At 47.6% G+C, this 25,823-nt stretch carries 21 protein-coding genes; 11 read left to right on the top strand and 10 right to left on the bottom strand.

The annotated features are described in order from the left end of the window. Window positions 1–239 precede the first annotated feature (239 nt). A complete protein-coding gene (locus tag H6995_09865) occupies window positions 240–1,640 on the top strand; it encodes an L-serine ammonia-lyase (GenBank protein ID MCP5215301.1) in 1,401 nt (466 codons plus the stop codon). A 62-nt stretch (window positions 1,641–1,702) separates the two neighbouring features. Here H6995_09865 and H6995_09860 read toward each other — a convergent pair whose 3' ends face one another. From H6995_09860 to dauA, 3 genes are all read right to left on the bottom strand, one after another. Beyond that, window positions 1,703–2,881: an MFS transporter gene (locus H6995_09860; protein MCP5215300.1), complete on the bottom strand. Its 1,179-nt coding sequence runs from the start codon at window positions 2,879–2,881 to the stop codon at window positions 1,703–1,705. Between the two features lie 424 nt (window positions 2,882–3,305). Beyond that, on the bottom strand, window positions 3,306–3,536 hold the full coding sequence (locus H6995_09855) for a hypothetical protein (protein MCP5215299.1): 231 nt from the start codon (window positions 3,534–3,536) through the stop codon (window positions 3,306–3,308). Window positions 3,537–3,550: 14 nt separating this feature from the next. After that, complete coding sequence (gene dauA, locus H6995_09850; GenBank protein ID MCP5215298.1) at window positions 3,551–5,272, bottom strand: C4-dicarboxylic acid transporter DauA; 1,722 nt, start codon at window positions 5,270–5,272, stop codon at window positions 3,551–3,553. A gap of 110 nt (window positions 5,273–5,382) precedes the next feature. On the opposite strand from dauA, the gene pckA reads away from it, so the two are divergent. The 3 genes from pckA to H6995_09835 all read left to right on the top strand — a co-directional run bounded on the left by pckA (window position 5,383) and on the right by H6995_09835 (window position 8,926). Further along, window positions 5,383–6,993, top strand: a complete 1,611-nt coding sequence (gene pckA / locus H6995_09845; protein MCP5215297.1) for a phosphoenolpyruvate carboxykinase (ATP) — start codon at window positions 5,383–5,385, stop codon at window positions 6,991–6,993. A gap of 153 nt (window positions 6,994–7,146) precedes the next feature. Continuing rightward, a complete protein-coding gene (locus H6995_09840) occupies window positions 7,147–7,338 on the top strand; it encodes a CopG family transcriptional regulator (protein ID MCP5215296.1) in 192 nt (63 codons plus the stop codon). Window positions 7,339–7,570: 232 nt separating this feature from the next. Continuing rightward, window positions 7,571–8,926: a cytochrome P450 gene (locus H6995_09835; protein MCP5215295.1), complete on the top strand. Its 1,356-nt coding sequence runs from the start codon at window positions 7,571–7,573 to the stop codon at window positions 8,924–8,926. Window positions 8,927–8,931: 5 nt separating this feature from the next. On the opposite strand, the gene H6995_09830 is transcribed toward H6995_09835, so the two are convergent. Further along, complete coding sequence (locus H6995_09830; GenBank protein ID MCP5215294.1) at window positions 8,932–10,137, bottom strand: YbfB/YjiJ family MFS transporter; 1,206 nt, start codon at window positions 10,135–10,137, stop codon at window positions 8,932–8,934. Window positions 10,138–10,288: 151 nt separating this feature from the next. Here H6995_09830 and H6995_09825 point away from each other — a divergent pair, with 151 nt between their 5' ends. Next, the gene (locus H6995_09825) at window positions 10,289–10,837 is read left to right on the top strand and encodes a DUF2889 domain-containing protein (protein MCP5215293.1); all 549 of its coding nucleotides are present in this window, start codon (window positions 10,289–10,291) and stop codon (window positions 10,835–10,837) included. Between the two features lie 211 nt (window positions 10,838–11,048). Here H6995_09825 and fghA read toward each other — a convergent pair whose 3' ends face one another. From fghA to H6995_09800, 5 genes are all read right to left on the bottom strand, one after another. Further along, window positions 11,049–11,885 (bottom strand): S-formylglutathione hydrolase, encoded by an 837-nt coding sequence (gene fghA / locus H6995_09820; protein MCP5215292.1) that lies wholly within the window; start codon window positions 11,883–11,885, stop codon window positions 11,049–11,051. A 50-nt stretch (window positions 11,886–11,935) separates the two neighbouring features. Continuing rightward, window positions 11,936–13,042: an S-(hydroxymethyl)glutathione dehydrogenase/class III alcohol dehydrogenase gene (locus H6995_09815; GenBank protein ID MCP5215291.1), complete on the bottom strand. Its 1,107-nt coding sequence runs from the start codon at window positions 13,040–13,042 to the stop codon at window positions 11,936–11,938. Window positions 13,043–13,578: 536 nt separating this feature from the next. After that, window positions 13,579–14,907, bottom strand: coding sequence for a 4-aminobutyrate--2-oxoglutarate transaminase (gene gabT, locus H6995_09810; protein ID MCP5215290.1), 1,329 nt, complete (start codon window positions 14,905–14,907; stop codon window positions 13,579–13,581). Window positions 14,908–14,923: 16 nt separating this feature from the next. Continuing rightward, entirely contained in the window at window positions 14,924–15,250 is a 327-nt protein-coding gene (locus tag H6995_09805) for an aldehyde dehydrogenase family protein (protein MCP5215289.1), read from the bottom strand. A gap of 39 nt (window positions 15,251–15,289) precedes the next feature. Beyond that, a complete protein-coding gene (locus tag H6995_09800) occupies window positions 15,290–16,399 on the bottom strand; it encodes a saccharopine dehydrogenase family protein (protein MCP5215288.1) in 1,110 nt (369 codons plus the stop codon). Between the two features lie 125 nt (window positions 16,400–16,524). Between H6995_09800 and H6995_09795 the strand changes: the two genes are divergently transcribed. Both H6995_09795 and H6995_09790 read left to right on the top strand, forming a co-directional pair. Continuing rightward, window positions 16,525–16,956: an Lrp/AsnC family transcriptional regulator gene (locus H6995_09795; GenBank protein ID MCP5215287.1), complete on the top strand. Its 432-nt coding sequence runs from the start codon at window positions 16,525–16,527 to the stop codon at window positions 16,954–16,956. 173 nt (window positions 16,957–17,129) lie between these two features. After that, complete coding sequence (locus tag H6995_09790; protein ID MCP5215286.1) at window positions 17,130–19,211, top strand: TonB-dependent receptor; 2,082 nt, start codon at window positions 17,130–17,132, stop codon at window positions 19,209–19,211. A 54-nt stretch (window positions 19,212–19,265) separates the two neighbouring features. Here H6995_09790 and H6995_09785 read toward each other — a convergent pair whose 3' ends face one another. Then, the gene (locus H6995_09785) at window positions 19,266–19,730 is read right to left on the bottom strand and encodes an Lrp/AsnC family transcriptional regulator (GenBank protein MCP5215285.1); all 465 of its coding nucleotides are present in this window, start codon (window positions 19,728–19,730) and stop codon (window positions 19,266–19,268) included. Window positions 19,731–19,892: 162 nt separating this feature from the next. Between H6995_09785 and H6995_09780 the strand changes: the two genes are divergently transcribed. From H6995_09780 to H6995_09765, 4 genes are all read left to right on the top strand, one after another. Further along, entirely contained in the window at window positions 19,893–23,372 is a 3,480-nt protein-coding gene (locus tag H6995_09780; protein ID MCP5215284.1) for an indolepyruvate ferredoxin oxidoreductase family protein, read from the top strand. 225 nt (window positions 23,373–23,597) lie between these two features. Continuing rightward, window positions 23,598–24,575: a helix-turn-helix domain-containing protein gene (locus H6995_09775; protein ID MCP5215283.1), complete on the top strand. Its 978-nt coding sequence runs from the start codon at window positions 23,598–23,600 to the stop codon at window positions 24,573–24,575. A 286-nt stretch (window positions 24,576–24,861) separates the two neighbouring features. Beyond that, entirely contained in the window at window positions 24,862–25,152 is a 291-nt protein-coding gene (locus H6995_09770) for a cytochrome c (GenBank protein ID MCP5215282.1), read from the top strand. After that, window positions 25,149–25,811 carry a hypothetical protein gene (locus H6995_09765; protein MCP5215281.1) on the top strand — a complete coding sequence of 221 codons (663 nt, stop codon included), beginning with the start codon at window positions 25,149–25,151 and terminating at the stop codon, window positions 25,809–25,811. The genes H6995_09770 and H6995_09765 overlap by 4 nt, the downstream gene beginning before the upstream one ends. The last annotated feature ends 12 nt before the right edge of the window (window positions 25,812–25,823 follow it).

The raw sequence follows: 25,823 nt of genomic DNA, 5'->3' as shown, positions 1-25,823 counted from the left end.
TACGGATAGTGTCAAGCCAGAATTGTTCCGGGAAAAATATAGTGCTATTGAAGGAGGTGGAAAATTCACATCTGGCGAGTTGGATGTGCGATCTATTGGATGAGATGGATAACCCTGAGTTGGCCGGTCAGGCTTGTGAAAAGGTGCTGAGGTTATGCCGGGATTTTCTGGTTTGCTAGAGACTATTGCCAAAGCCTTGATAATTAAATTTTCTATCGGTTAGATAGCGGATGACATTCATGACCATTAGCGTTTTCGATCTTTTTAAAATCGGTATTGGCCCCTCCAGTTCTCATACTGTAGGGCCTATGCGGGCGGCCTATACATTTGTGCATGAACTTGCAGAGGTGCTGGTTCTTGATCAGGTGGCCTGTGTCAAAGTTGAACTCTATGGTTCGCTGGGTGCAACCGGCAGAGGGCATGGTTCGCCTAAAGCTATTTTATTGGGGCTGGAAGGTGAAACGCCGGAAGATGTGGATATTCCTTCTATGTCTGCACGCATTGCGGCGATTAAAGATGGCGGCCGACTAAAGCTGTTAGGTTGTCATGAGATAGTCTTTAATGAAAAACAGGATCTGGTATTGCATAAGCTTGCCAGCCTGCCATTTCACCCCAACGGGATGATTTTCAGCGCCTTTGATTCCAGTAATCAGTTAATTACAGCCAAAACCTATTATTCGGTTGGAGGAGGGTTCGTCCTCAACGAGGACGCGGCGGGCGAAAATAGAATCATTGAGGATCGCACTCAGGTTGCTTACCCGTTCAAGACAGGGGCCAGACTATTGGAACTCTGTAAAGCACAGACTCTGAGTGTGAGTGAACTCATGTGGCAAAATGAAAAAGCCTGGCATACGGAAGCGGAGATTAAATTGAAATTACTGCAGTTATGGCAGGTAATGCAGGAATCTGTGCAAAGGGGTTACCAGAATGATGGCATCTTGCCCGGTGGGCTACAAGTCAAACGCCGGGCGCCGAATTTATACCGTCAATTGCTAAGCTACCCGGAAGCGTCTTTGTCGGATCCGCTGACTGTCATAGATTGGGTGACTCTGTATGCATTGGCCGTCAATGAAGAAAATGCGGCGGGTGGCCGGGTGGTTACTGCACCAACCAACGGAGCAGCAGGTATTATTCCTGCGGTATTGCACTATTACACTCGCTTCGTTCCGGGAGCGAATCAAGAAGGAGTCATGCGGTTTCTGTTAACTGCGGCAGCGATCGGTATCCTCTATAAGGAAAATGCCTCGATCAGTGGGGCAGAAGTTGGTTGTCAGGGTGAAGTGGGTGCCGCCTGCTCGATGGCTGCTGGTGCACTGACTGAGGTTTTAGGAGGTACGCCGGAACAGGTCGAAAATGCGGCAGAAATCGCGATGGAGCATAATTTGGGCTTAACCTGCGATCCCATTGGTGGATTGGTTCAGGTGCCCTGTATCGAACGCAATGCGATGGCTTCAGTCAAGGCTATTAGTTCAGCACGTATGGCATTGCGCGGTGACGGCTGTCATTTCGTGTCACTGGATAAAGTGATCAAAACCATGCGCGAAACTGGTCGGGATATGCAGGACAAATATAAAGAAACAGCGCGTGGTGGCTTGGCGATTAATGTGATTGAAGTGCCGGTCAATATTATTGAATGTTAGCGGTTATTGGCTGTTTATTTGGCGCTCAAAATGTGGTTAAGAACATGAAGAATAGAACGGATTTAAGCATTTCGATCGTCTCTGGTGATAAGCCTACCCTGGCTATCTGTTTCTATACACAAACGGCGACCTGCCAGTAGTGCCAGGATAACTGCTGCCAGAATGATGGTGGTTAGCAGGAGACTGATATCAGCCAAACTTGTATCAAGTTCTAACAGTACGCCAACGCAAAGCGGACCGAGGGCTGCTAAGCTATAACCCACCCCCTGTACCATGCCTGAAAGCTGGCCAGCTAGGGTAGAGTTACCGCTGCGCAGCACAATTAGGGCTAGGTTAAGGCTAAAGCTGCCTCCTTGGCCAAGGCCGAGAATAACCACGCTCGCCCACTTTAAAGACAGTGGCCCGAGCAATAAAAGTAGCAGACCGGTCCCGGTAAAAGTGAGCAGCAACAAGAGTGCCGGACGCTGATCCTGCCCGAGCCTGGCAAGCCAGGGAGCAGCGAGTGCCGAGAATAACTGGGCCAGCATTGTTGTAGCCAACAGTAAACCGGCTTCCACCTCACTGATACCACGATAATGTAATAGCGTGGGCAACCAGCCGAAGACGATGTATGCCACGGAAGACTGGGTGCCCATCAGCAGCGTTACCTGCCAAGCTAGCACGTTAGTCCAGAGCTTTGTTGTTTTAACGATGCCCATCGGTTTGGGACGATGCTCCGGCCAAGGATGCGGCATCAACAGACGCCAAGCTAGTAATGCCGCTAGCGCCAGTATTGACCAACTGGCCAGACTATAATCCCAGCCGCCTAACCATTGTGCTAATGGGATGCTAAGACCGGCGCCCAACATACCACCAAGACATAAAGCCATGGTATACACACCGGTCATAAGATCTGCTCCCAGGGGGAGCTCCCGTTTAACCAAGCCTGGAAGCAGCGCACCGCAGACACCGATAGCGGCCCCCGCCATTAGAGTGCCGAGAAATAATAGCCAGATAGAGTGGCTTGCGCGAACCGTCTGCGCTATAGCCAGCACGAGCAATGCAAGGGAAAGGCTGCGTTCTATGCCTAAGCGTCGTGATAACCATGGCGCCAGGGGTGCAAAGATTCCGAGACAGAGAACCGGTAGGGTAGTGAGGGCGCCAATGGCGCTGACTGAAAGACCAAGGTCTTGCTGAATTCTTGATAACACTGGTGCCAGAGATGTAAGCGCAGGTCGTAAATTCAGACCGACCAGTATCATCAGCAACAAAAAGGTAACAACCCATCTTCGTGATGGCTTTGTTGTTGAACCATCGGTCACTAAACCCCGGGACATTTTTAGGGCGTTAAGCAGTTAAAAAATGAAAAATTGTTATCGCAGTTTCAATGAGTAAATGCGAATTTTTAATCATTACTTGGGAAGGATAGGCTGACAACATAAATAATCCTGATTTATTGTTGGTTGGTGCTGATCGATGGTGATGCTTGAAAACTAATCAAATAAACGGATTCATACTGATTGAATTTTTACCTGATAATTCCTAGAAACACCACCTCTCATTACTAAATGTTAGGCTTTGACTGATTATCGAAGTTTCAGTTTTGAGAAGCTGGAATCGTTTAATTCCGGGGGCACTATAACCACTGGTACCAACCTGCATGCAAGTGCTGATGTTGAAGCCTCCTTAAAAATATATCTTCGCTTTTTTGAAACCGATTTCCTGTAACACAGAAATAATTTCATCTATTTTATTTGAGGATAAAACAGAATCGTCTTCCCTGGAAAGGAAGAATGATTTTCCATCATGACTATATAGCGATACAAAGTATTCATTTAACTTGCCTGGGGTTTTTCTGATTTCCACGAAATCAAAATAATTCAGGTTTAATTTGCGCTTTGCTTCTGATATTTTCATCGTAATGTTACCGATCAATTAAAGGAATGGATGGCTTCATTCAATGTAGGAAAAAATGAGGTAACTCCGCTAAGAGGTTTTATATTGGCTCGTGCAAGAGTTTTTAGTGGTTGAAATTGCAGGTCGGCAAAAAATATTTGTTTGCCTTCTTTTGCACAATAAGCCACCAGCTTATTCATTGCGGCAACTCCGCCAGCATCAAGTATTGTGACCCCATCCATGTAGAGAATTACTCCGTCGAGAGTTGTCATTCGTGAAGGAATTTCGCCAAATATCCGATCTGCAGCGGCAAAAAAGAGCGGGCCGTTAATTTTGAGTACCGCCCAGTTTTCAGGGATTTTTACATCGACCAGTTTATTGTTGTCAGTAATGTCAGTCACCTTCGTCATGGCGGCTATTTCATTGACAAATAGAATGCAGGCTAACAAAACACCCACCGTGATGGCGATCACCATGTCAAAAAATACCGTCAGTGTTAAGCAGGTGACGAAAACGAAAATATCACGGACGGGTGAATGCCTGATAAGATGCAGCGATTTTGGCGCTTCACTCATATTCCAGGCGACGACCATCAATAATGCGGCCATTGCTGGCATTGGCAAATAGGCTAACGATGGCGCAAGCAAAACCAAGCCAACGAGAACGACCAGAGAATGGATCATTGCCGCGACAGGCGACTGTGCGCCGACTTTCACATTTACGGCGGAGCGTGCGATAGCCGCTGTTGCGGTAATCCCGCCAAAGAAAGGCGCAATGATATTACCTAAGCCCTGCCCAAGTAGTTCACTATTTGCACTATGGCGTTTTCCGGTCATTCCGTCCAACACCACAGCACAGAGCAAAGATTCGATAGCGCCCAACATTGCAATAGCAAAAGCAGAAGGGAGCAAATTAACAAATAAATCCCAGTTTAATTGCAACGGTTGTCCAGCAGGGCCTGGCCGTTGCCATGGCCAGGCAAAATCTGGTAGATAAGGCGGTATACCCATACCCTGCGATCCGTCCGGCAAAAGGTAGGAAAATCGAGAGCCGATAGTTTCTACGTCATAGCCTAAGTTTACGAGAATTACGCCTAATAGGCTGGCGCATATTACGCCAGCCAAATGGGGAGGGATTGAGGTTTTTAGCTTAGACCAGGAAAGCATGATAACCAATGTTGCCAGAGCAACAAAAAGACTCGGGCTGTCAAACTCGCTGACTGAGCTTGCGAGCAGCCAGACCTTGTCGACATAGTGTTCTGGCATTTCCTGAACGGAGAGACCGAGAAAATCTTTTACTTGTAAGGTGGCGATAACAACAGCGATACCGCCCGTGAATCCAAGTGTTACCGATTCCGGAATATATTCAATGAAACGACCGACGCGAGCGTAAGCCATAGCAATGAGAATTAAGCCTGCTAAAAAAGTGGCTAGCAGTAAACCGGCAAGCCCATGTCGCTGTGCTATTGGATAAAGGATGACGACAAATGCGGCTGTTGGGCCGGATATGCTATAACGGCTTCCGCCTGTTAAGGCAATGACAAAGCCCCCAATAATCGCAGTATACAGCCCGTACTGTGGCGCAACTCCACTGGCAATGGCCAGGGCCATAGCCAGTGGAATCGCTATGATTCCGACCGTAATCCCGGCCAGTATGTCTCTCGTCAAAAATGTCAGGTTGTAACGATCTTTGCCCAGACATGAATCTCGAAAGGCGTGACCAACACGCAAGGAAAAAAGATGCGCTCTATGGGACATTGTTGACCTCTCTTAAGTAGGAGCTTCAAATGTTAACTTAAATATAATAATATGTTAACAATATTAACACATATTGTATTATTCTTATTCGACCAACAAGGAGTCACTGCATGAGTTCAGAACGTTTGCTATCCAATTTAGCGAGTTATGGGATTTCTAAACCAGCCGATGTGCTCTATAACCCGACTTACGAAACTCTGTTTAAAGAAGAAACCAATTCTGAGAGAACGGGCTTCGATATAGGAAAGCTGACAACACTAGGTGCGGTAGCGGTCGATACCGGTGTCTTTACCGGACGCTCACCCAAAGACAAATACATTGTGAAGGATGACATAACAAAAGATACAGTCTGGTGGAGTGATCAAGGAAAAAACGACAACAAACCCATTAACCAAGCAACTTGGCATCACCTTAAGAACATCGTAGCGCAGCAGTTAAGCGGGAAGCGTCTTTTTGTGAATGATCTGTATTGTGGTGCTGACCCAGACACCCGGCTTAGTGTACGTTTTGTCACAGAGGTTGCCTGGCAATCCCATTTTGTCAAAAATATGTTTATTAGACCTTCTGACGCAGAATTGGAAACTTTTGAGCCTGACTTCATGGTGCTTAACGCTTCAAAAGCGACTAACCCAGATTGGAAATCACAAGACCTTCATTCTGAAAACTTTGTGGCTTTTAACATGACGGAAAAAGTGCAGTTGATCGGCGGTACCTGGTATGGCGGTGAAATGAAGAAGGGGTTGTTTTCTGTCATGAACTACTTGTTGCCACAAAAAGGTATTGCTTCGATGCATTGCTCGGCCAATGTTGGTAAAGAAGGTGATGTGGCCATTTTTTTTGGGCTTTCAGGAACTGGGAAAACGACACTGTCTACTGATTCTAAGCGCCAACTAATAGGGGATGACGAGCATGGCTGGGATAAAAGTGGTGTCTTCAATTTTGAAGGGGGTTGTTACGCTAAGACAATCAACTTAAGCCGAGAGCATGAGCCGGATATTTACAAGGCTATTAGGAGGGACGCATTACTTGAAAATGTAGTTATCGATAAAAATGGTAATGTTGATTTTAATGATGCATCAAAGACAGAAAATACACGGGTTTCTTACCCCATCTACCACATTAACAATATTGTTAAACCGGTCTCAAAAGCAGGGCATGCCCAAAAGGTTATTTTTCTGACCGCAGATGCCTTTGGCGTTCTTCCCCCAGTTTCCATACTGACACCACAGCAAGCTGAGTATTACTTTTTATCGGGATTCACGGCTAAATTGGCGGGTACGGAGCGTGGCATTACGGAACCAACGCCGACTTTTTCTGCCTGTTTTGGCGCTGCATTTTTAAGTCTTCACCCTACACAATATGCTGAAGTGTTAAATCGACGTATGCAAGAAGCTAATGCCACGGCCTATCTTGTCAATACCGGCTGGAACGGTACTGGTCAGAGAATTTCAATTAAGGATACTCGAGCCATTATTGATGCCATTCTGGATGGTGAATTGGATTCCAGGGATACATTTTTGATCCCCTACTTTAATCTGGCAATCCCGGAGACATTGAGCCAGGTAAACAGCACTATCTTGGATCCAAGAAATACATACCGGGATGCATCAGAATGGGATGCCAAGGCTACAAGTTTAGCGAAGATGTTTATTAAAAACTTCTCTCAGTTTACCGATATTGCTGCAGGCGAGGCATTGGTGCAGGCTGGACCGCACATCTAAACTATAACGAGGCACGCCGCCAACGCTATAGGAGTTAACCTGGAAACATCGAGACGGAAAGAATACTAGAAACCTCAGATTTATTATAATAGAATGTTAATAGAATTCTCCAAATATTAGCGTTATCAAACAACTGAATATCGAGCCAATATAATGGAAAAACGTACTGCTAGACTAACCTTTCTGGTTGACCCAAATAAAAAAGCAGCATTCGAAAAACTTTGTGCTATGGAAGACGTGACGCCGTCCCAGAAAATAAGGCAGTTTATGCGTGATTACATAGAAGAAAAATTGGGAACTGATTGGCGAGAAAAGGTCTTTAATGATGATAACGCTACATCCTAATTCTCATTTTATGGAAGTGCCCCATAACGCCCGCGATATGGGGCTGTAACATAGCCTTGTGGTGTTGATTTCACCGCTTGCAGATAGTGGGGTGGAACAGCCTTGTTTTATACGTCTTAGTGCAAGCACGGGATTCATTGGTAACCCTGATTATTCTGCCCCATATTCTGCCCTATACTATGGCCGAGTTATAAGTAGCCGTTTTTGAAACACGGGTGTTGAGTAATCTTCGATGAGGGGAAAGCAGGTGTCATTATCAGCTATTGATCTACAACAGATATACGATCCTCAGGTTTACCAGACAGGTGTGCCGTTTGATATTCTGCAACAGCTGCGTCAGCAACAGGCCGTCCACTGGATAGATGAGGTCGCGACGGATAGTTGGCCTGGCGGCGAAGGTTTTTGGTTCGTTACACGACATGCGGAAGTCTCGCAGGTTTTGAAAACCCCAAAGATTTTTTCTTCCTGGCTCGGCGGTACCCAGTTACGTAATCCTCCGTCAGAACAGGATCTGGCCTATGTTCGGCAGATGATGTTGAATAAAGACCCCCCTGAGCATACGCGCCTGCGCCGTTTGCTGGTCGACTCCTTTACACCGCGAGCCATCCGTCGGCTAGAAGAAGCTATTAAATTGCATGCCCGGCATATCATCGAGCGAGTGATTCGTGACTTTCCAGACGGTAAATGTGATTTTGCCACCGATATTGCCGCCGATATGCCGCTGCTCAGTCTGGCGGATATTCTCGGTATGCCATCACAGGATCGCTACCTGATGTTTGACTGGGCGAATCGAGTAATCGGATATCAGGATCCAGAATATGCGGTTTCGAGTAAGTTTGATGATCGCCGCGGCAGTGATATTGCCCGTCAGGCCGTTTCGCTCAGGCCTAAACCCGATACCAATGGACGTATGCCTGATCCCAGAACAAGGGATGGTATGCCGGATTTGTATCATTACGCACATTTGTTGGCGCGACAAAAACGAGAGTCGCCGCAGGATGACATTATGTCGCTGTTGCTTAAGCAAGTTGACGACGAGGGTGGTTGTGTCTCTATCGAAGAATTTGAAAATTTATTCTGGTTGTTTGCCGTCGCGGGTAATGAGACCTTACGTAACGGTATTCCGGGTGGCATGATTGCGTTGTTGCAAAATCCACAAGCGATGGCGCTGTGTCAAAGAAACCCTGCGCTTATCCCTTCGGCGGTTGAAGAAATGCTGAGGTGGTGGACTCCGGTGATGCTGTTTCGTCGCACCGCGACCTGCGATACAGAACTTGCCGGAGCAAAAATTCGTCAAGGGGATAAAGTCGTCGTCTCATTCACTTCTGCAAACCGTGATGAACGGGTGTTTGAGCACCCCGATGTGTTCGACATTCAGCGACAACCTAATCCGCACCTTACCTTCGGTTACGGGCCACATTTTTGTTTGGGTGCGCAACTGGCTCGGGTGCAGATGGTGGCGATTTTTCAAGAGGTTTTTGCGCGCTTGGAGAATATCCAGCAGCTGGCGGATCCCATCTTTTTACGCTCCAATTTCCAACGTGGTGTGAAAACGCTACCGATCGCCTGGACTGTTAGGGATCTTTGAATAAATCATGATCTGTTCAGGCTTTGCTTGGTTAATTGCGCAAGGTTTTGTTGACCATGAAGGATAAGAATTAATAAAAGTAACATGCCAATACCCATGATCCCCGCTGCCAGATAGAGCGATTGGTTGTAGTTGCCCGATGTCTCGGCCAAGGTGCCAGCCAAAGCGGGGGCGGCAATTTGGGCAACGCCGTAACTCAGCGTTAGTTTACCCATAGGTTTAGCCGGTTTGGTTGGATAAAATTTTCCCATCATGGTTAGCATCAGGCTGACGATACCGATAAAAGTTGCGCCATAGAGCGCAGCGCTCAGTATTACGACCGCCAAACTGGCGTCGAACACCGGTAAGATTATACCTACTATCTGCAACGCAAAGGCTAATAACAGCGCCTTTAGTTCACCAGTTAGCCGAGCGATACGATCCCATAGAAAGCAGGCGGGTGTGGCCGCCAGGCCAACCGTCAGCCAGACAAGTTCGCCATAGCCATGCAGTGCTGGTTCTGACTCTACAATCACCACCAGGAAAGTGGCGCTAATTACATAGCCAAAACCTGCACAAAAGTAGCTGGCAAACAACAGTATCAACCAATTGCGCTGTGGTGGTTTATCCTCCAATCTCACGCCGCTGGTGGTGAAAGGGTTATTGTCCAGTGGCGGCAGCCAGCGCCAGGCGGGAATGATTAAAAACAAGCCAATAGCCGTTAGGATCAGCCATTGCTGATCCCAGCTAAAGTGTGTCGCCATCAGATCTACCGCGACTGCGCTCAATACAATGCCGAATCCAATACCACTGAAATGAATGCCTAGCTCCATTCTATGGTTGTGTCGAATCAGCCAGTTTAAAATTAAGCCTGAGCCGATAAGCAAGCCTGCGGCACTACTCAATCCAGCGAAGAAACGCATGATGCCCCAGAGCCACATGTTTTCGCTTAAGGCCATGCCGACAGTGGTAACCAAGGCAAGAACGAGGCCAATGCGATAGAGTGAATCTTTGATCTTCAGATCGCTTACCGATGCTGCGATCAGTGCACCACACATATATCCGAGATAGTTAAAGGTCGCCAGCCAGCCGCCACCGGCATCCCCTAAACCGGTTTGCGCTTGCATGATCGGCAGTAGCGGAGTGTAAGAGAAACGGGCAATACCCAGGGTAAGGATCAGGCTCATCACGCCTGCGAGCATTACTTTGAGTTGGGAAGGCCGTGGTGACATAGCTAGGATCCGGAAATTGAAGGCTCGATATTATACCTTTCTCGCGCAAAGATACTCAGCATAAAGGAGGGTAGGTCGCTGAGGCTAATGTCATCTGCTCTAAAATAGTGAGTAGGGTATACTACCCAATTTTGGTTTGGAGGCTTTCTGCATGCCACTGCCTGACCCCTATGAACGGGAACTCATTCATACTAGAACGATTATCTGCCAAGGATTTCATCGTAGCGATGGTCTATGGGATATTGAAGCCAAGCTGCAAGATGTGCGTACCTATGGCGTGGATAATGAATACCGTGGCCGCATAGAGGCTGGCGAGCCGGTTCATAACATGAGTCTACGAGTGACTTTAGATATTGAATTTCGTATTCACGATATAGCAGCCTCCTCGGACCAAGTTCCCGCAGCTGCCTGCACGACAGTGACTGATGGCATGAAAAAGCTAATAGGGTTACGTATTGCGTCAGGCTGGTTACAGCAGGTGCGAGAACGTGTAGGCGGGGTTTTGGGTTGCACCCATCTGATCGAAATGTTGGGGCCCATCGGCACCACCGCATATCAGACTATGTACCGGGAAGTGGAGGCGTACAACCAAGATAAACCAAATGGTGATAAACCTCGTGTCATTGATAGTTGCGTAACTTGGGCGGCAAGCGGTGACAAGGTAAAAAAACGGTGGCCAGCGTTTTACATTGAAAAATAAATAGGCGGTGTGGTTAGCCGACTCATTATAGGATTTTGCATCTGTTCGACAGCCAGGGGAAATCGCAACTATTAGCAGTGGTGGTAATTGATAGCGAAAGGAAATTTGATTTTCTCTTAAGGCAATAAACTAAAAAAATACGGCTGAACCCTAACCGATTTATTATGATTCGGTCGATCAACCCGTACAAAGAGCCAAGCTGAGTGCGGTCTTAACCGAGGTGTCCTTGGTGGAATGCAATATGTTCGCCAATAAAGGAGGCGATAAAAAAGTAGCTGTGGTCGTATCCAGGCTGCATGCGAATGGCCATTGGATAGTTAGCGGTGGCGCTGGCGGTGATAAGCCGGTCAGTCTGCAACTGCTCATTTAAAAAATTATCGGCATCGCCCTGATCTACTAAGACAGGTAACCTTTCATCGGTGATCTGCACCAGTTCCGTGGTATCGTAACTTTTCCAGGTGTCTCGATCTTCGCCCAGATAATGACGGAACGCTTTTTGTCCCCAGGGACAGTGCATGGGGGCGCAAATTGGCGCGAAAGCGGAAACCGATTGGTAACGCTTGGGATTCTTTAATGCAATGGTAAGTGCACCGTGACCACCCATGGAATGCCCCGATATAGCCGTGCGGCTTTGGTCTATTGAAAAGCGGGTGTTGATAAGCTGGGGCAATTCCTCAACCACATAATCATACATCTGATAATGTTTGTCCCAGGGCTGGGCTGTTGCGTTTAAATAAAATCCAGCGCCGTAGCCGAAATCATATTCTTCAGCCGGGTCATCCGGTACCTCTTTTCCTCGTGGACTAGTATCGGGCGAGACAATGGCCAGACCCGCTTCTGCCGCATAGCGTTGAGCGCCGGCTTTGGTGACAAAGTTTTCGTCCGTGCAGGTGAGCCCGGAAAGCCAGTAAAGTACAGGCACAGGCGTCTTCTCGGCCTGGGGAGGAAGGTAGATTGAGAAATGTATCTTGCAGTTCAGGCTAGAAGAAGAGTGCAGATAGCGTAATTGTCTGCCGCCAAAACATTTATACTCACTAACTTTTTCCATGATCTCTGTCCATATGAATTTCGCGTGTTGCGATGATGAGCCGCTGTCGGTTAGTAGAGTACTACCGAACGAATACTTTTACCGGCATGCATCAACTCAAAGGCGGTATTAATTTCCTCTAGGGGCATAGTATGGGTAATCAGGTCGTCGATATTAATTTTTTTGTCCATATACCAATCGACAATTTTCGGTACATCAGTGCGACCACGCGCGCCGCCAAAAGCGGTGCCGCGCCACACTCTACCTGTGACCAATTGAAACGGGCGTGTTGAAATTTCCTGTCCTGCACCCGCCACGCCGATGATGTACGATTCCCCCCAGCCTTTATGGCAGCATTCCAGGGCTTGGCGCATAGTATTGACATTGCCGATACACTCAAAACTGTAGTCGGCTCCGCCATCAGTGAGCTGGACGATAGCATCAACAATATTTTCGACGCTTTTGGGATTGATGAAATGGGTCATGCCAAACTGTTTGGCTAAGGTGGTTTTCGATTCGTTCATATCGATACCTATAATTTTATTCGCACCCGCAAGCTGGGCACCCTGAATCACATTCAGGCCGATACCACCCAAACCAAAAACGACAACATTGGAACCTGGTTCGACTTTGGCGTCAAAAACGACAGCACCGACACCGGTCGTCACGCCACAGCCGATGTAACAGGCTTTATCGAAAGGGGCATCTTCGCGGATTTTGGCCACGGCTATTTCGGGTAACACGGTGTAATTAGAGAAAGTTGAGCAGCCCATATAGTGTAGTATGGGCTTGCCATCCAATGAAAATCGACTGCTGCCATCGGGCATTAAGCCTTGTCCTTGGGTGGAGCGAATCGACTGACAGAGATTGGTTTTTGGATGCAGGCAAAACTTACACTCACGGCATTCAGGGGTGTAAAGTGGGATGACATGGTCGCCAGGTTTTACTGATTTAACGCCTGGGCCGATTTCACGTACGATGCCGGCACCCTCGTGACCCAGGATGGCGGGGAAAGCCCCCTCCGGGTCATCGCCCGACAGCGTAAAAGCGTCTGTGTGGCAAACTCCAGTGGCTTTGATTTCCACTAAAACCTCACCGGCTTTTGGACCTTCTAGGTCAACTTCTACTATCTCCAAAGGTTTGCCTGCTTGAAAGGCAACGGCGGCTTTCGTTTTCATCCTACTTTCCTCTGAGTTGAAGGTGAGAATATGTAACTATACATTGTTTACATTCGGGCATTAAACAGCATTTTTATAAACATACTGTTCTTATGTAAAAACAGTAACGATCACGATAGGAGCCGCAAGACGTTTAATTTTTAGCGCTGTGATGGAGTTACTTTAAATTGGATAACGATGAAGGTTGAGAATGAGAAAATGGGGCGAGTTTGAAGTATTTGTACTAGTCGTCGGTTACAAGGGATTTTCCTCTACTACGGATAGGATGCAGGTATTAGGATTTGCCGACAATAATCTCGAATGTCCTCTATTGATATCTTGAAAGCTACCAGCGTAAATCGACAACGCTACATTTTATACCGTGCTTTCCCGTGATGCCTATAAGCTCATGTAGTAGCCCTTGCGTAGGAAATAATACAGAGGTCTTGGCCGTCACCCTGAACGTTTGGTTCACCAAAGGAAATTTTCTCAGCGGAATCTGGTGATTGGTAAATCGGCTCTCAAAGCTTATGCCCGATTGAGACGCAGTGTGGCACTCATTTTGAATGATTACCTTGTGAACTGAGCAAATGAGAAATGCATTCGTCGAGAATATCTAAGCCTTCATCTAGCACATCCCAATCTATCGTCAGCGCGGGCAGTAAACGAACTACTTGCGCATCCTTGCCTGCGCTAAGCAACAACAGGCCTTGATTGCGGGCGTGCGTCATGAGATTGCGCACCAGTTCGGGATTTGGCCGCTGAGGATCTTTGTTAAACACAAATTCAATAGCGATCATTGCACCGATGCCCCTGATTTCACCGATCGAGCCGACATTGTCCCGTGCTTGAATTTGCTCTAGGCGGTTCTGTATTCGCTCTCCAATGTCGTTGGCGCGTTGCAGCAAGCTATCCTGTTCCAGTGTATCCAATACGGCTAAAGCCGCGCTGCATGCGACGGGGTTGCCACCGAAAGTGGTACCAAGCCCACCAACTGGTACTTGGTCCATGAACTGTGCTGTCCCCGTGACCGCAGCAATAGGTAGGCCTCCACCAAGACTTTTTGCGGTGCAAATCAAATCCGGTACAAGGCCGGTATGTTGCGAAGCGAACATCGTACCGGTACGTCCAAAAGCGGTCTGAATTTCATCGGCAATTAAGAGGATGCCATATTGGTCACAGAGTTTACGCAGAGCTTGCATGAAGAATTCTGAGGCAATATTAAAGCCGCCTTCACCTTGTACGGGTTCAACAACAATAGCAGCAATCTCATCGGGGCTTATCGAAACCTTGAGCAGGTTTTCGAGCATATCTAACGCCTGCTGGTCACTGATGCCATGGTAGGCGTTAGGGAAGGGAGTGTGATAGACGGCGGGGGCAAGTGGTCCAAATCCCGTTTTATAGGGTTTTGCTTTGCCGGTCATCGTTAACGTTAGTAAAGTGCGTCCATGAAAGCTTCCGGAAAAGGTAATAACTCCTGACCTTCCAGTGGTATAGCGTGCAATTTTTACTGCATTTTCCATGGCTTCGGCACCCGTGGAAAAAAGCGCCGTTTTCTTTTGCATCTCACCAGGTGCAAGTTGGTTGAGGCGCTCGGCTAGCTCAATATATTTTTCATAGGGTGAGGCCTGGAAGCAGGTGTGCATATATTCGCCCAACTGCTGTTCGATTGCGCAAAGCACACTGGGGTGCCGGTGGCCGAGGTTAAGTACACTGATGCCAGAGGTAAAGTCGATATATCGGTTGCCCTCGACATCCCAAACCTGGGAGCCCTGTGCACGAGCAATATACCTATCGGATTTGCACGCAATGGCTAGCGGTACGGCTTGAGAGTGCCGCTTTTGTAAAGCCTGATTACTGCTAATGTCGTTTCTCAGTAGGTTCATCTAGTCGGTCTCGAACTTAATGTCTTGAGCCAAAGGAAGCTCGCTCGAATAGTTTATGGTGTTGGTGATGTGGCGCATGTAGCTTTTCCACGCATCCGAATCCAGATTCACGGCCGCCATTACCAAAGATTCGAATCAATTCGCTGCGTTTGAGGACGGGTGTTATTTTTCTCTCAGAGAAGGCTTGTTTTGCGGCCGCAATGGCTGTATCAATTTCTGTCAGCGAGGTGATTCTTAATTGGCCGAGATTGGAGCCGTCGGCCGGACTGGTGACCTTTAGCTCAGCACTCTTTACTTGGGTATCGTTGATACCCAAGTCGGCTAGAATTTCAGTTCGCTCCATGCATTTCCCCTGTACAGCTTCGCTATGAAGGGGCGCAAACTAAGCGACCTTGGCCTTTGAGCTTGGTTCTGTTTGTTGGGCGTAATATTGGCCAAAACGATTATTCATAAAGTCAGAAAAGGAAATGTCTTCCTGACGCACAAAACCTTTTTGTGGTATTTTTCCCTGAGCCAATAAATCCAGGACAGTACAAATCCCTGCAGCGGTAGTAATTTGGATCGCACTCCAGAGTTTGCCGTTAATGGTTTGGCTATAGATTTTGTTGGCGTAAGACTCTTGTACCAGTTGACCGTTTTTCTTGCCGCTGACATTGATAAATATCAGCACGACGTCCTGATAGGTGATCGGTAAAGCGGTCTCAAAAATTTCTTTCAATAGTGGCCGACGATCTTTAAGGCCGAGATCCTGTAGCAACATTTTCATGATGTCGCGGTGGCCGGGGTAGCGCACGGTACGGTAGTTGAGGTTACTGACTTTGCCTTCCAGTGTTTCGCACAGTGTGCCCAGGCCACCGGAAGTATTAAAGGCTTCGTAATTAATGCCATCCAGGGAGAACACCTCCACTTCTTCCAGTGGTGGTACTTCCATTAATTTGCCGTCGACAATGGCCTCACAGGGGTTACAGTATTCATTGATCAGCCCGTCTGTTGACCAGGTCAAATTATATTTCAACGCATTTGAAGGGTATTTTGGTAGCGCACCAACTCGCATATGGACATTTTTCAGCTCGTCAAACTGTTTGGTTAGTTCGTAAGCGGCAATGGTGATAAAACCCGGGGCTAGTCCGCATTGGGGAATAAATGCACTTTCGGCAGTGGCGGCGAGAGATTTAACCAGTTTAGTGCAGGCAACATCTTCGGTGAGGTCGAGATAGTGTACCTTGGCTTCAGCCGCCGCTTCGGCAACATATTTCGTGATATCAAATGGACAGGCGCTAAGAGCAGCGAACTTCCCGTCCAGCGCCGCCATCAAGTCGGCTTTATTGGTGACATCAAGAACGAGGGGCTTTACATTCGAATACTGTGGCAGACGGTTCAGGTTGGCCTGATCCATATCCGCCACCGTGACGCGGTAATCTCCTGAAGAGGCTAACAGTTCGGTAATAATCACACCGATTTTTCCTGCGCCTAGCAGCAGCACTTCATACATTGTCCACCTCCATTACTAATTGCTCATTATGTACTTGAGTTTAGGTGGCTTTTTTATCAGAATACACAATTGAATCTATCAATATGCTGTTTTATTTTAAACAAAATAACGGATAAACCGCCAAAATGATTTTGGATGATAAAGATAAAGAATTATTGGGCTATCTCAGTGCGAATAGTCGGGAGTCAACGGCAGAATTGTCTCGTAAACTGCAATTGTCTCGCTCAACAGTGAAAGACAGAATTGAAAGGTTACAGCGGCGGGGAGTCATTACGGGCTTTACCGTGCGCTTTAGCGAGGAGTTTTCAGAAGGTCAAATCAAGGCACATGTGATGATCAGTACCGACCCAAAAAAGTCAGCAGAGGTCGTGCGGGCGTTGCGTAAATTAGCCAACCTTAAATCTCTTTACGCCGTCAATGGGATTTACGACATGATTGCCGTTATAAGCGCGGAATCCACCAAGTCATTGGACGAGACCCTGGATTTAATAGGTGGTACCAGCGGCGTGGAGAAGACGGTGTCCTCTATTATTTTATCTACCAAAATAGAACGATAAGCGTTCGGTTGAAGTGGTGTCGCGCATGGGCTTTGGGGTACAAACCACGGAATGACGCATCATTGATGTGGCTGCCCATTGAAAACGGTCGCTAATGCTGAAGGTTGTGTTATTTTATCGAACTAAATAAGTTTTAATGGGTGTTAAACCTGCCAATTCTTTAGGCCTTGTCAATGTTTATAAGAAAAATTCAAGTTATCCGTAGTGAATATTTTTGGGGTTTTACTTGTTTGCTTTTAACCCTGCTGACAGGATCTGCTGCAACCGCCGCCAGCAATCATGAAACACGTGAGGAAGTCATGGTCAATGCGACGCGGGTAGTGAAAGAGGCGTTCAACCTGCCTACTGCTATAGGTGTGGTGAATCAGCAGCAAATTCAACTCGCGCAACAACAACTGGGGTTGGATGAGTCGCTTACTAGAATTCCTGGTATCTTTTTACAGAATCGCTATAACTTTGCACAAGACCTGCGCGTTTCGATACGAGGTTCGGGTGCCCGCGGTAGTTTTGGCGTGCGCGGCGTGAAAATATTCGTCGATGGTATACCCAATACGCTGCCCGATGGGCAAGGGCAGTTCGATAGTGTGGATATCAGCTCAATTGGCCAGATTGATGTGTTAAGAGGGCCAAGCTCTGCGCTTTATGGGAATGCCTCTGGAGGTGTAATTAATATTACCACTGAGCCAGCACCAGAGAAGCCCTATCTTGAAGCACGTACTGCCTTTGGTGAATATGGTTATGCAAAATCACAGATTAAAACGGCGGGGAAATCAGGGCGGTGGGATTATCTGCTGAGTGCTTCCTATATGGAGCTGGATGGTTACCGCGAGCAAAGCCATGCGGAAAATAAGAATTTTAATAGTCGTGTGCGAATCCAGCTCGATGAAACCTCTGACCTTACAACTTTGATTAATCTGTTTGATTCTCCTGTCTCTGATGACCCTGGCGGGATCGATGCCGCTGCCGTTAAAGCCGATCCTAGACAGGCGCGTAACCTGAATGTCCGCTTTGATGCGGGTGAAGCCATCGAACAGCAAAAATTAGGCGTTAGATACCGTAAATCGTTGAGCGATGAGAGCGAAATTATCGCGCGTAGTTATGTGCTTTGGCGAGATTTTGAAAATAGCCTGCCATTTTTCGATGGTGGGATTGTTCAGTTCGACAGAACTTTCTTCGGTGGTGGACTTCAATACACCAACACTACTGCGCTATTGGGCAGAGATAATCGCATCACTATAGGTATCGATTATGATATGCAGGAGGATGATCGAAAACGCTATAACAATAATGATGGAAGCAGACAGGCGCTGGTTTTTGCGCAACGTGAGGAAGTAACTAGCTTAGGTGTGTTTGTGCAGAATGAATTAGCGTTGAGCGATACTTTTGAGTTGACTGCCGGACTTCGCTACGATCAGATAACGTTCGATGTCGAGGATAAATTTATTACCGATGGCGATGATTCCGGCAACCGGGATCTGGACTCGGTGAGCGCCAGTCTAGCGCTGCTATGGCGACTTGTCGACGAGGTGAACCTCTACGCCAGTTTGGGCACTTCCTTTGAAACGCCAACCACTACGGAGTTTGCTAACCCGCTAGGGGGCGGGTTTAATCAGAGCCTCGAACCGCAGGAAGCGATGAACTATGAGATAGGTGCGAAAGGCATCTCTGCAACTGGACGATTTAATTATGATGTGGCGCTGTTTAGCATCAAAGTGGAGGATGAGCTGACACCCTTTGAGCTGGCGCAATCACCGGGGCGAACCTTTTTCGAGAATGCCGGGCAGTCAAGCCGTCACGGGCTCGAATTGGCGTTAGGGGTAGAACTGATGCAAGGTCTGGATGCGGCGCTTGCCTACACTTACTCTGACTTTGAATTTGATCGCTTTAGTGACGCCAATGGTGCGCGCTTTGATGGTAATCAAATTCCGGGAATCCCTAAGCAGTTGTTGCATGTATCCTTGACCTATCTCCATCAAACAGGCTTTTTTGCGGAGGCGGATACCCTATTTGTTGGTCACTTTTATGCCAATAACGCTAATACGGCAGAGACTAAATCCTATCGTTCAGCCAATTTACGTCTAGGTTGGAAGTTTCAGCTGGATGGTGTTGAGCTGACGCCCTTTGTCGGAGTCAATAACCTGACCAATGAGGACTACCCCTCGAACGTACGTATTAACGCCTTTGGTGGACGTTATTTTGAACCGGCGCCGGGTCGGAATGTTTATGGTGGGCTGTCGATAAAACTATACTTGTAGGCTGTCTGGCGGCGAAAGTCTTAGGGCTAAGGGCTTAACTCTGGCGCGGCTGATCTAAAGCTGTGTCTCCAAAGGTAACTCGGTCGTGTCTTTGATTTTAGTCACCGAAACATGCGAGTGAAGCGCACTGATATTGGGCAACTGCGCTAGGTGATTCCTGATAAAGAGTTCGTAGTGGCGAATGTCTTTGGTCACGACTTTCAGCATGTAGTCGATCATGCCCGTCATGGTGTAGCACTCCATGACTTCCGGAAAACGAATCACCGCCCGCTCAAATTGTTCCAGTGAGCTACTATTGGTAATAGCTAGATTAATGGACGTAAAAACCACCATTTCCATTCCGAGTTTTTCTCTGTTCAACAGGTGTACCTTTTTGTCAATAATCCCAGCCTGTTCGTACTGACTAATCCGGCGCCAACAGGGTGATTGCGATAAATTGACCCGCTCGGCTATTTCGGCAGTGGTGAGTCTTCCATCCGATTGCAGAAGTTTAAGTATCTCGATATCTTTCTTATCCATAAATATAAAATCTAAAAAATCTCTAAAAATAGATAATATAACCAATAAAATTAGAAATGAAGAATTAATAGGAATATAAATTCTATTTCACCTGTCTATAATAATGTCTATTCAGACCCTTTTCGCTGGGAAAGGGATTAGATTTCTCAGGGGGAATCTTTCATGAATCAACGTCCTATCAGTCTGGAAGATAAATATGCGCTAGACCACACCCGTGCTTACATGACGGGCATTGAAGCTTTAGTGCGACTGCCCATATTGCAGCATCAGCGAGATGTGCAGGCAGGGCTTAATACTGCTGGATTTATTTCAGGCTATCGAGGCTCACCGTTGGGTGGTGTCGACCAGGCTCTGTGGGAAGCACAACAGCATTTAGCGAAACACAATATTCATTTTCAGCCTGGGGTGAATGAGGATCTGGCCGCGACGTCGATTTGGGGCAGTCAGCAGGTCAACCTGTTTCCGGGTGCTAGATATGATGGCGTGTTTGGACTCTGGTATGGCAAAGGACCGGGTGTTGATCGCAGTATGGATGTGATGAAACATGCCAATGCTTTCGGAACCTCCAAGTATGGCGGTGTGTTAGCGGTTGCTGGTGATGATCATGCTTGTAAATCGTCCACCTTGCCGCACCAAAGCGAGCATATGTTTATCGGCGCATCCATGCCAGTGTTAAGCCCTGCCAATGTGCAAGAGGTGCTGGATTTGGGAATCTATGGTTGGGAGCTGTCGCGTTATAGCGGCTGCTGGGTAGCATTGAAGGCCATTACGGAAAATATGGACTCTGCTATTTCTGCGGATATCGACCCAAACCGTGTACAGATCATTATTCCTGAAGATTTTGAGTTGCCCGAAGAAGGCGTACATGGGCGTTGGCCGAGCACGCCTTTGGAACAGGAGCGGATTCTGAATAAATACCGCATCTATGCCGCACGCCATTTTGCACGGGTGAATCGGCTTAATAAAGTGATGGTCGATAACGAGAACGCGCGTTTGGGTATTATTACCACTGGCAAAGCCTATCTCGATGTGATGCAGGCGCTGGAAGATCTGGGTATCGACGCCAAACACGCCGCTGAAATTGGTTTACGCGTATTTAAAGTGGGCATGCCTTGGCCATTGGAGCCGGTCTCCACCCATGAGTTCGCCAGAGGCCTTGATGAGATTCTAGTCGTTGAGGAAAAGCGTAGTATTATCGAGGATCAGCTGACAGGCCAACTCTATAACTGGCCGACGGCAGAAAGACCGCGCGTGTTCGGCGAATTTGATGAAGATGGCAGAGATTTACTGACTAACTTAGGTGAGCTGACCCCTGCTATGGTGGCGCGAGCAATTGCGTCACGTATCGCCAAATTTTACGATAGCAAAATTATCCATGAGCGATTGGCTTTTTTGGAAGCCAAGGAGCAAATGCTGGCGCAGCCGCGCCGCAAGTTAGACCGCGCTCCCCATTACTGTTCTGGTTGTCCGCACAATACCTCCACGCGTGTACTGGAAGGCAGCCGGGCGATGGCGGGCATTGGGTGCCATTATATGGTGACCTGGATGGATCGGCGCACTGATACCTTCACGCAAATGGGTGGTGAAGGTGCTACCTGGATAGGGCAGGCGCCCTTCACCGAGACCAAGCACGTCTTTCAAAATATGGGTGACGGTACATATTTCCATTCCGGTTATTTGGCGATTCGTGCAGCGAATGCAGCGGGCGTTAATATCACTTATAAAATTTTATTTAACGATGCTGTCGCCATGACCGGAGGACAACCCATCGATGGTCAGTTAAGCGTTGAGAAAATAGTTTATCAGCTCCGAGGCGAAGGTATACAACGTATCGCCGTGGTGACAGATCAGCCCGATAAATATCCTGCCAATTTTCCAAAGTTTGATGGGTTGACCATCGATCATCGCGACCGTTTTGATGCGATCCAGCAGGAGCTCAGAGAAATGCCGGGCACCACCATCATTATTTACGACCAAACATGTGCTGCGGAAAAACGTCGCCGCCGCAAAAAAGGTTTACTGGAAGATCCACCGGTGCGGGTATTTATCAATGAAGATGTCTGTGAAGGCTGTGGTGATTGCAGTGTGCAGTCCAACTGTCTGTCGGTATTACCTAAAGAGACGGAGCTGGGCCGTAAACGGAGCATCGATCAAAATGCCTGCAACAAGGATTACAGTTGTTTGAAGGGTTTTTGTCCCAGTTTTGTCAGTGTCATTGGCGGGGACTTACGTAAAAGCAAATCAGCCAATGTTGAGTTGAATTTGGATTTGCCTTCACCGCCGGTGCCCTCAATCGAACGTCCTTGGAATGTGCTGGTAACGGGTATCGGCGGCACTGGCGTTCTTACCATTAGTGCGATTTTGGCGATGGCTGCGCATATTGAAGGTAAAGGCTGCTCGACCTTAAATCAAACCGGTCTGGCACAAAAATTCGGTGCTGTGGTGAGCCATGTTCGTATTGGGCGGAATCAGGAAGATATTTATGCGGTGCGTATTGCCGCTGGAGATGCTGACTTGATGTTGGGCTGTGACCTAGTGGTTTCCGATTCTGATGACGCCTTGGCAAAACTGCATCGCGACCGCTCTTTTGCGGTGATTAATGATCATGAGTCGATTACTTCAGCCTTTATCAAAAATGGCGATGCTGAGTTCCCAACGCAGGCGATGAGGAAAACTATTGCGACCGAAGTGGGAGATGAAAAAGCCAGCTTTGTTGATGCGACGACAATAGCAACGGCGCTATTAGGCGATTCAATCGGAAGCAATATGTTCCTCTTAGGCTATGCCTTCCAAAAAGGGCTAATTCCAGTCTCGGTAGAAGCTATCGGGCAGGCGATCACGCTTAACAATGTGGCGGTAGCATTTAATCAACGAGCCTTTGATTGGGGGCGGTATGCCGCCCATGACCTGGAACAGGTTTTGCGTTTAGCGAACTTAGATACAGCGAACCGGAATTTTCTTGTTGATCTGGATGCGGTAATTGCTTGGCGCAAAAATTTCCTGGCGGACTATCAGGATTCCAAATACGCAGAGCAATATCAGCACTTTGTCGATGAGGTTAGAAATTTCGAACAGCAGTATTTCTCAGCCAATGATAACCGTCTTACCAACGCGGTCGCGCGTAATTTATTTAAACTAATGGCCTATAAGGACGAGTATGAAGTCGCACGGCTGTATACAAACGGAGAATTTACGAAGCAGTTAAATAAGCAATTCGAGGGTAATTTCAAACTTAAATTTCACCTGGCGCCGCCGTTATTCGCTAAAACAGATACAACCACGGGGCATCTTATTAAGCGTACCTTTCCTGGGTTTACTATGACGGTGTTCAAGCTGTTGGCAAAATTGAAGTGCTTGCGTGGTAGTCGCTGGGATGTCTTCGGCTATACCCAGGAGCGGCGGCAGGAGCGTGAGCTAATCGTTGAATACCGACAGACGGTTCGCCAACTGCTGGCCGATCTTTGCGATGAGAATTATGAATTCGCCGTTGAAATTGCCGCTTTGCCTAAAAAGATACGCGGGTTTGGTCATGTCAAAAAACACAATGTGGTGCAGGCCCAGCAGCAACAGGCGATTTTACTAGATCGTTTTTACGGCCGTGACGACAAGGTGGCACGTATTCAGACAAAAAACGTTGCTTAGCGGCATGATCTTGCAACGGGTCTAGAAGCAATCATTGCGGTTCATAGTCCTAATCGCGGTTCATCCTTGGGCGGTGCTCAACCAGCCAAATGAGCAGACATTAAGAGGCTGTCAATATTCGGCGAAAATAGCGACAGATTGACCAGGAAGCCTGGCATGGAGTATATTCTCCCTGTTCAGGGAACCTAAAAACCATAATAAGAATAAAAACCTGTGGTGACCAAGGTGACGGAGTACTTCCTTAATACCAGTGGTTTAAAGCCTCGGCAGCAGCTTGACTATTGGGTTGATGCTGTTTGTAAAACCTATACCGGAATGACCGTTCATAAGGCCGGTAAACAATCGGCGAATAGCGGTTTTTCGGCAAAAATGGCGGTGCGTGATCTCGGCCATATTTCCATTTCTTCGGCTTGTGCGGAGCGCAGTTGCGTTGGTCGCACCCGTGCGAATATTTCCAGCAGCTCTGAAGATTTGTTTCTACTGTATTTGCAGTATCGTGGCCAATCGCAGTTACGCCAGGCGAGCCAGGATATCCATTTACATCGCGGTGATCTGGCCCTTTGTGATGGTACGCGCCCTTCGCAGCTCAATCTGGTGCCGGATTTTTCGCAACAGCATGAAATGATTGTGGTGAAAATTCCGACTCCTCGTTTGATCGCTCTTGCTCCTGGGGCGCACGCACTTGCCGGAATCAAAATGGATGGTAACACTGGCGTCAGTGCCATTCTCTCAAATTTAATTATCAATGCCTGGAAGCATCAAGATGAGCTCAATGGTAGGCTGAAGGAGCAGATTGCGGATAATTTATTAGATTTTATTGCGCTGTCGCTGAATGAGCATATGCCGCAGCATTTACCTGGGTCATCGATACAGGCGGGTCATCTGTTACAGGTGAAACAGTTTATTAATAACCGGCTGACTGACCCAGAATTATCCATTGTGATGATTAGCGCCGCTAATGCCATCACTCCGCGTTATCTGCATAAATTGTTTAAGTCGGAACCCTTTACGGTCTCTCAGTATATTATTAACCGACGCTTAGAGGAGTGCGAAAAAGCCCTGAGAAGTCGCCAATACAATAACTTCAGTATTACTGATATTGCGCACATGTGGGGTTTCAAAGATGCCGCTCATTTTGGCCACACCTTCAAGAAAAAATTTGTGCTGAGTCCTGGAGAATACCGCAAATCATTTAGTGCCTAGACACTGTTCCCCTCCATACATCAATCATTAGGTTCTCTGTCAGACATGGCAGAGGACGCTCTCGTGCAAGTACCCGCATGATGTCCGAATACAATTAAAAAGACCAAATACCGCGTAATGTTATTGTGATTTTCGCGCGGTGGCGAAGGCGCATCTAACACTTATAACTAGTGCCCTTGTCGGTCAAAAAAACTTACAGAATAGTTTAAAGCGGATTGATGGTTGTTACAGGCTTATTGATTAAAGCTCGCTAAGGGGTGTGACAATGTATCAGCGTATTTTCAAAATGACGGCAAAGACCTTATTACTGTTGAGTCTGGTCGTTTACTTTCCAGCGGGACAATCCGCTGAACCAGCTCGAAGTGGTGAGGGCATTTACCAAGTTGTGTGTCAGTACTGCCATGACACCGGTATCGGGCCACAGCTAAAGGGTCGTCAGTTGCCGAGTGTCTACATTCAGCACGTGGCGCGTAATGGTTTGAATGCCATGCCAGCTTTTCGCCCGACCGAAATCAGCGATCAAGAACTGACTGGTCTTGCTGCATTTATCGAAAGCAGCAAAGGGGGTAGCAAATGACGACTTGTTCTAGCCGTCGTCGCTTTTTAAAGGGCACACTTAAAGGCATGGCTGTGATTGGGTCGAGCATTTATGTATTACCCATAGTTGCGGGTTCCAAAACTAGTCAACCTATTACGCTATTATTTTCTGAAGGTATACGCAACACCCAGTTTGCCTACGGTGTGACTCAGGTCGCAAACATAGAGGCAAAAGCCCTGGCGATGTTTAAGCCGCAAGAGTGGCAGCAGACAATACAACAATATGCTGGACAACGGTTGATTGGGCTGATGGATAACGCCAGTTTTGCCATTTTTGAGACAACTTTGGCGAATCAAAAAGCGCATTTTTTAATCACCGGTCATCATGCCAAAGGGCACCGTTTCGTTACTGTGCCTGAATCTGCCGGTGTTGCCGCCGCTTTGGATAATCACCTAGCAGTAAATCCGGAGGGTTATCTATTGGAGGAAATCTGTTGTGGTCGTCCAAATCATGCAACAGAGCGACAACCGGTCAACGTTCAATCCAGGGGGCGGGATTGGGCCTTCACCATAGGAGCCTATTACGCGGAAATTGCCAATGGTAAATGGGCGGCGGGTCAAGCAGGCAATTTCAGTCGGCAAGGTGCAACGATGGCAAGTGCGGAGGACGCATTGGTGTCTTTCGTGGTTGAGGTTTAATACGGATATGAA

It is taken from the genome of Pseudomonadales bacterium (assembly GCA_024234615.1).
Classification (GTDB): Bacteria; Pseudomonadota; Gammaproteobacteria; order Pseudomonadales; family IMCC2047; genus JAJFKB01.
This window is presented reverse-complemented; position numbering and strand designations above follow the sequence as displayed.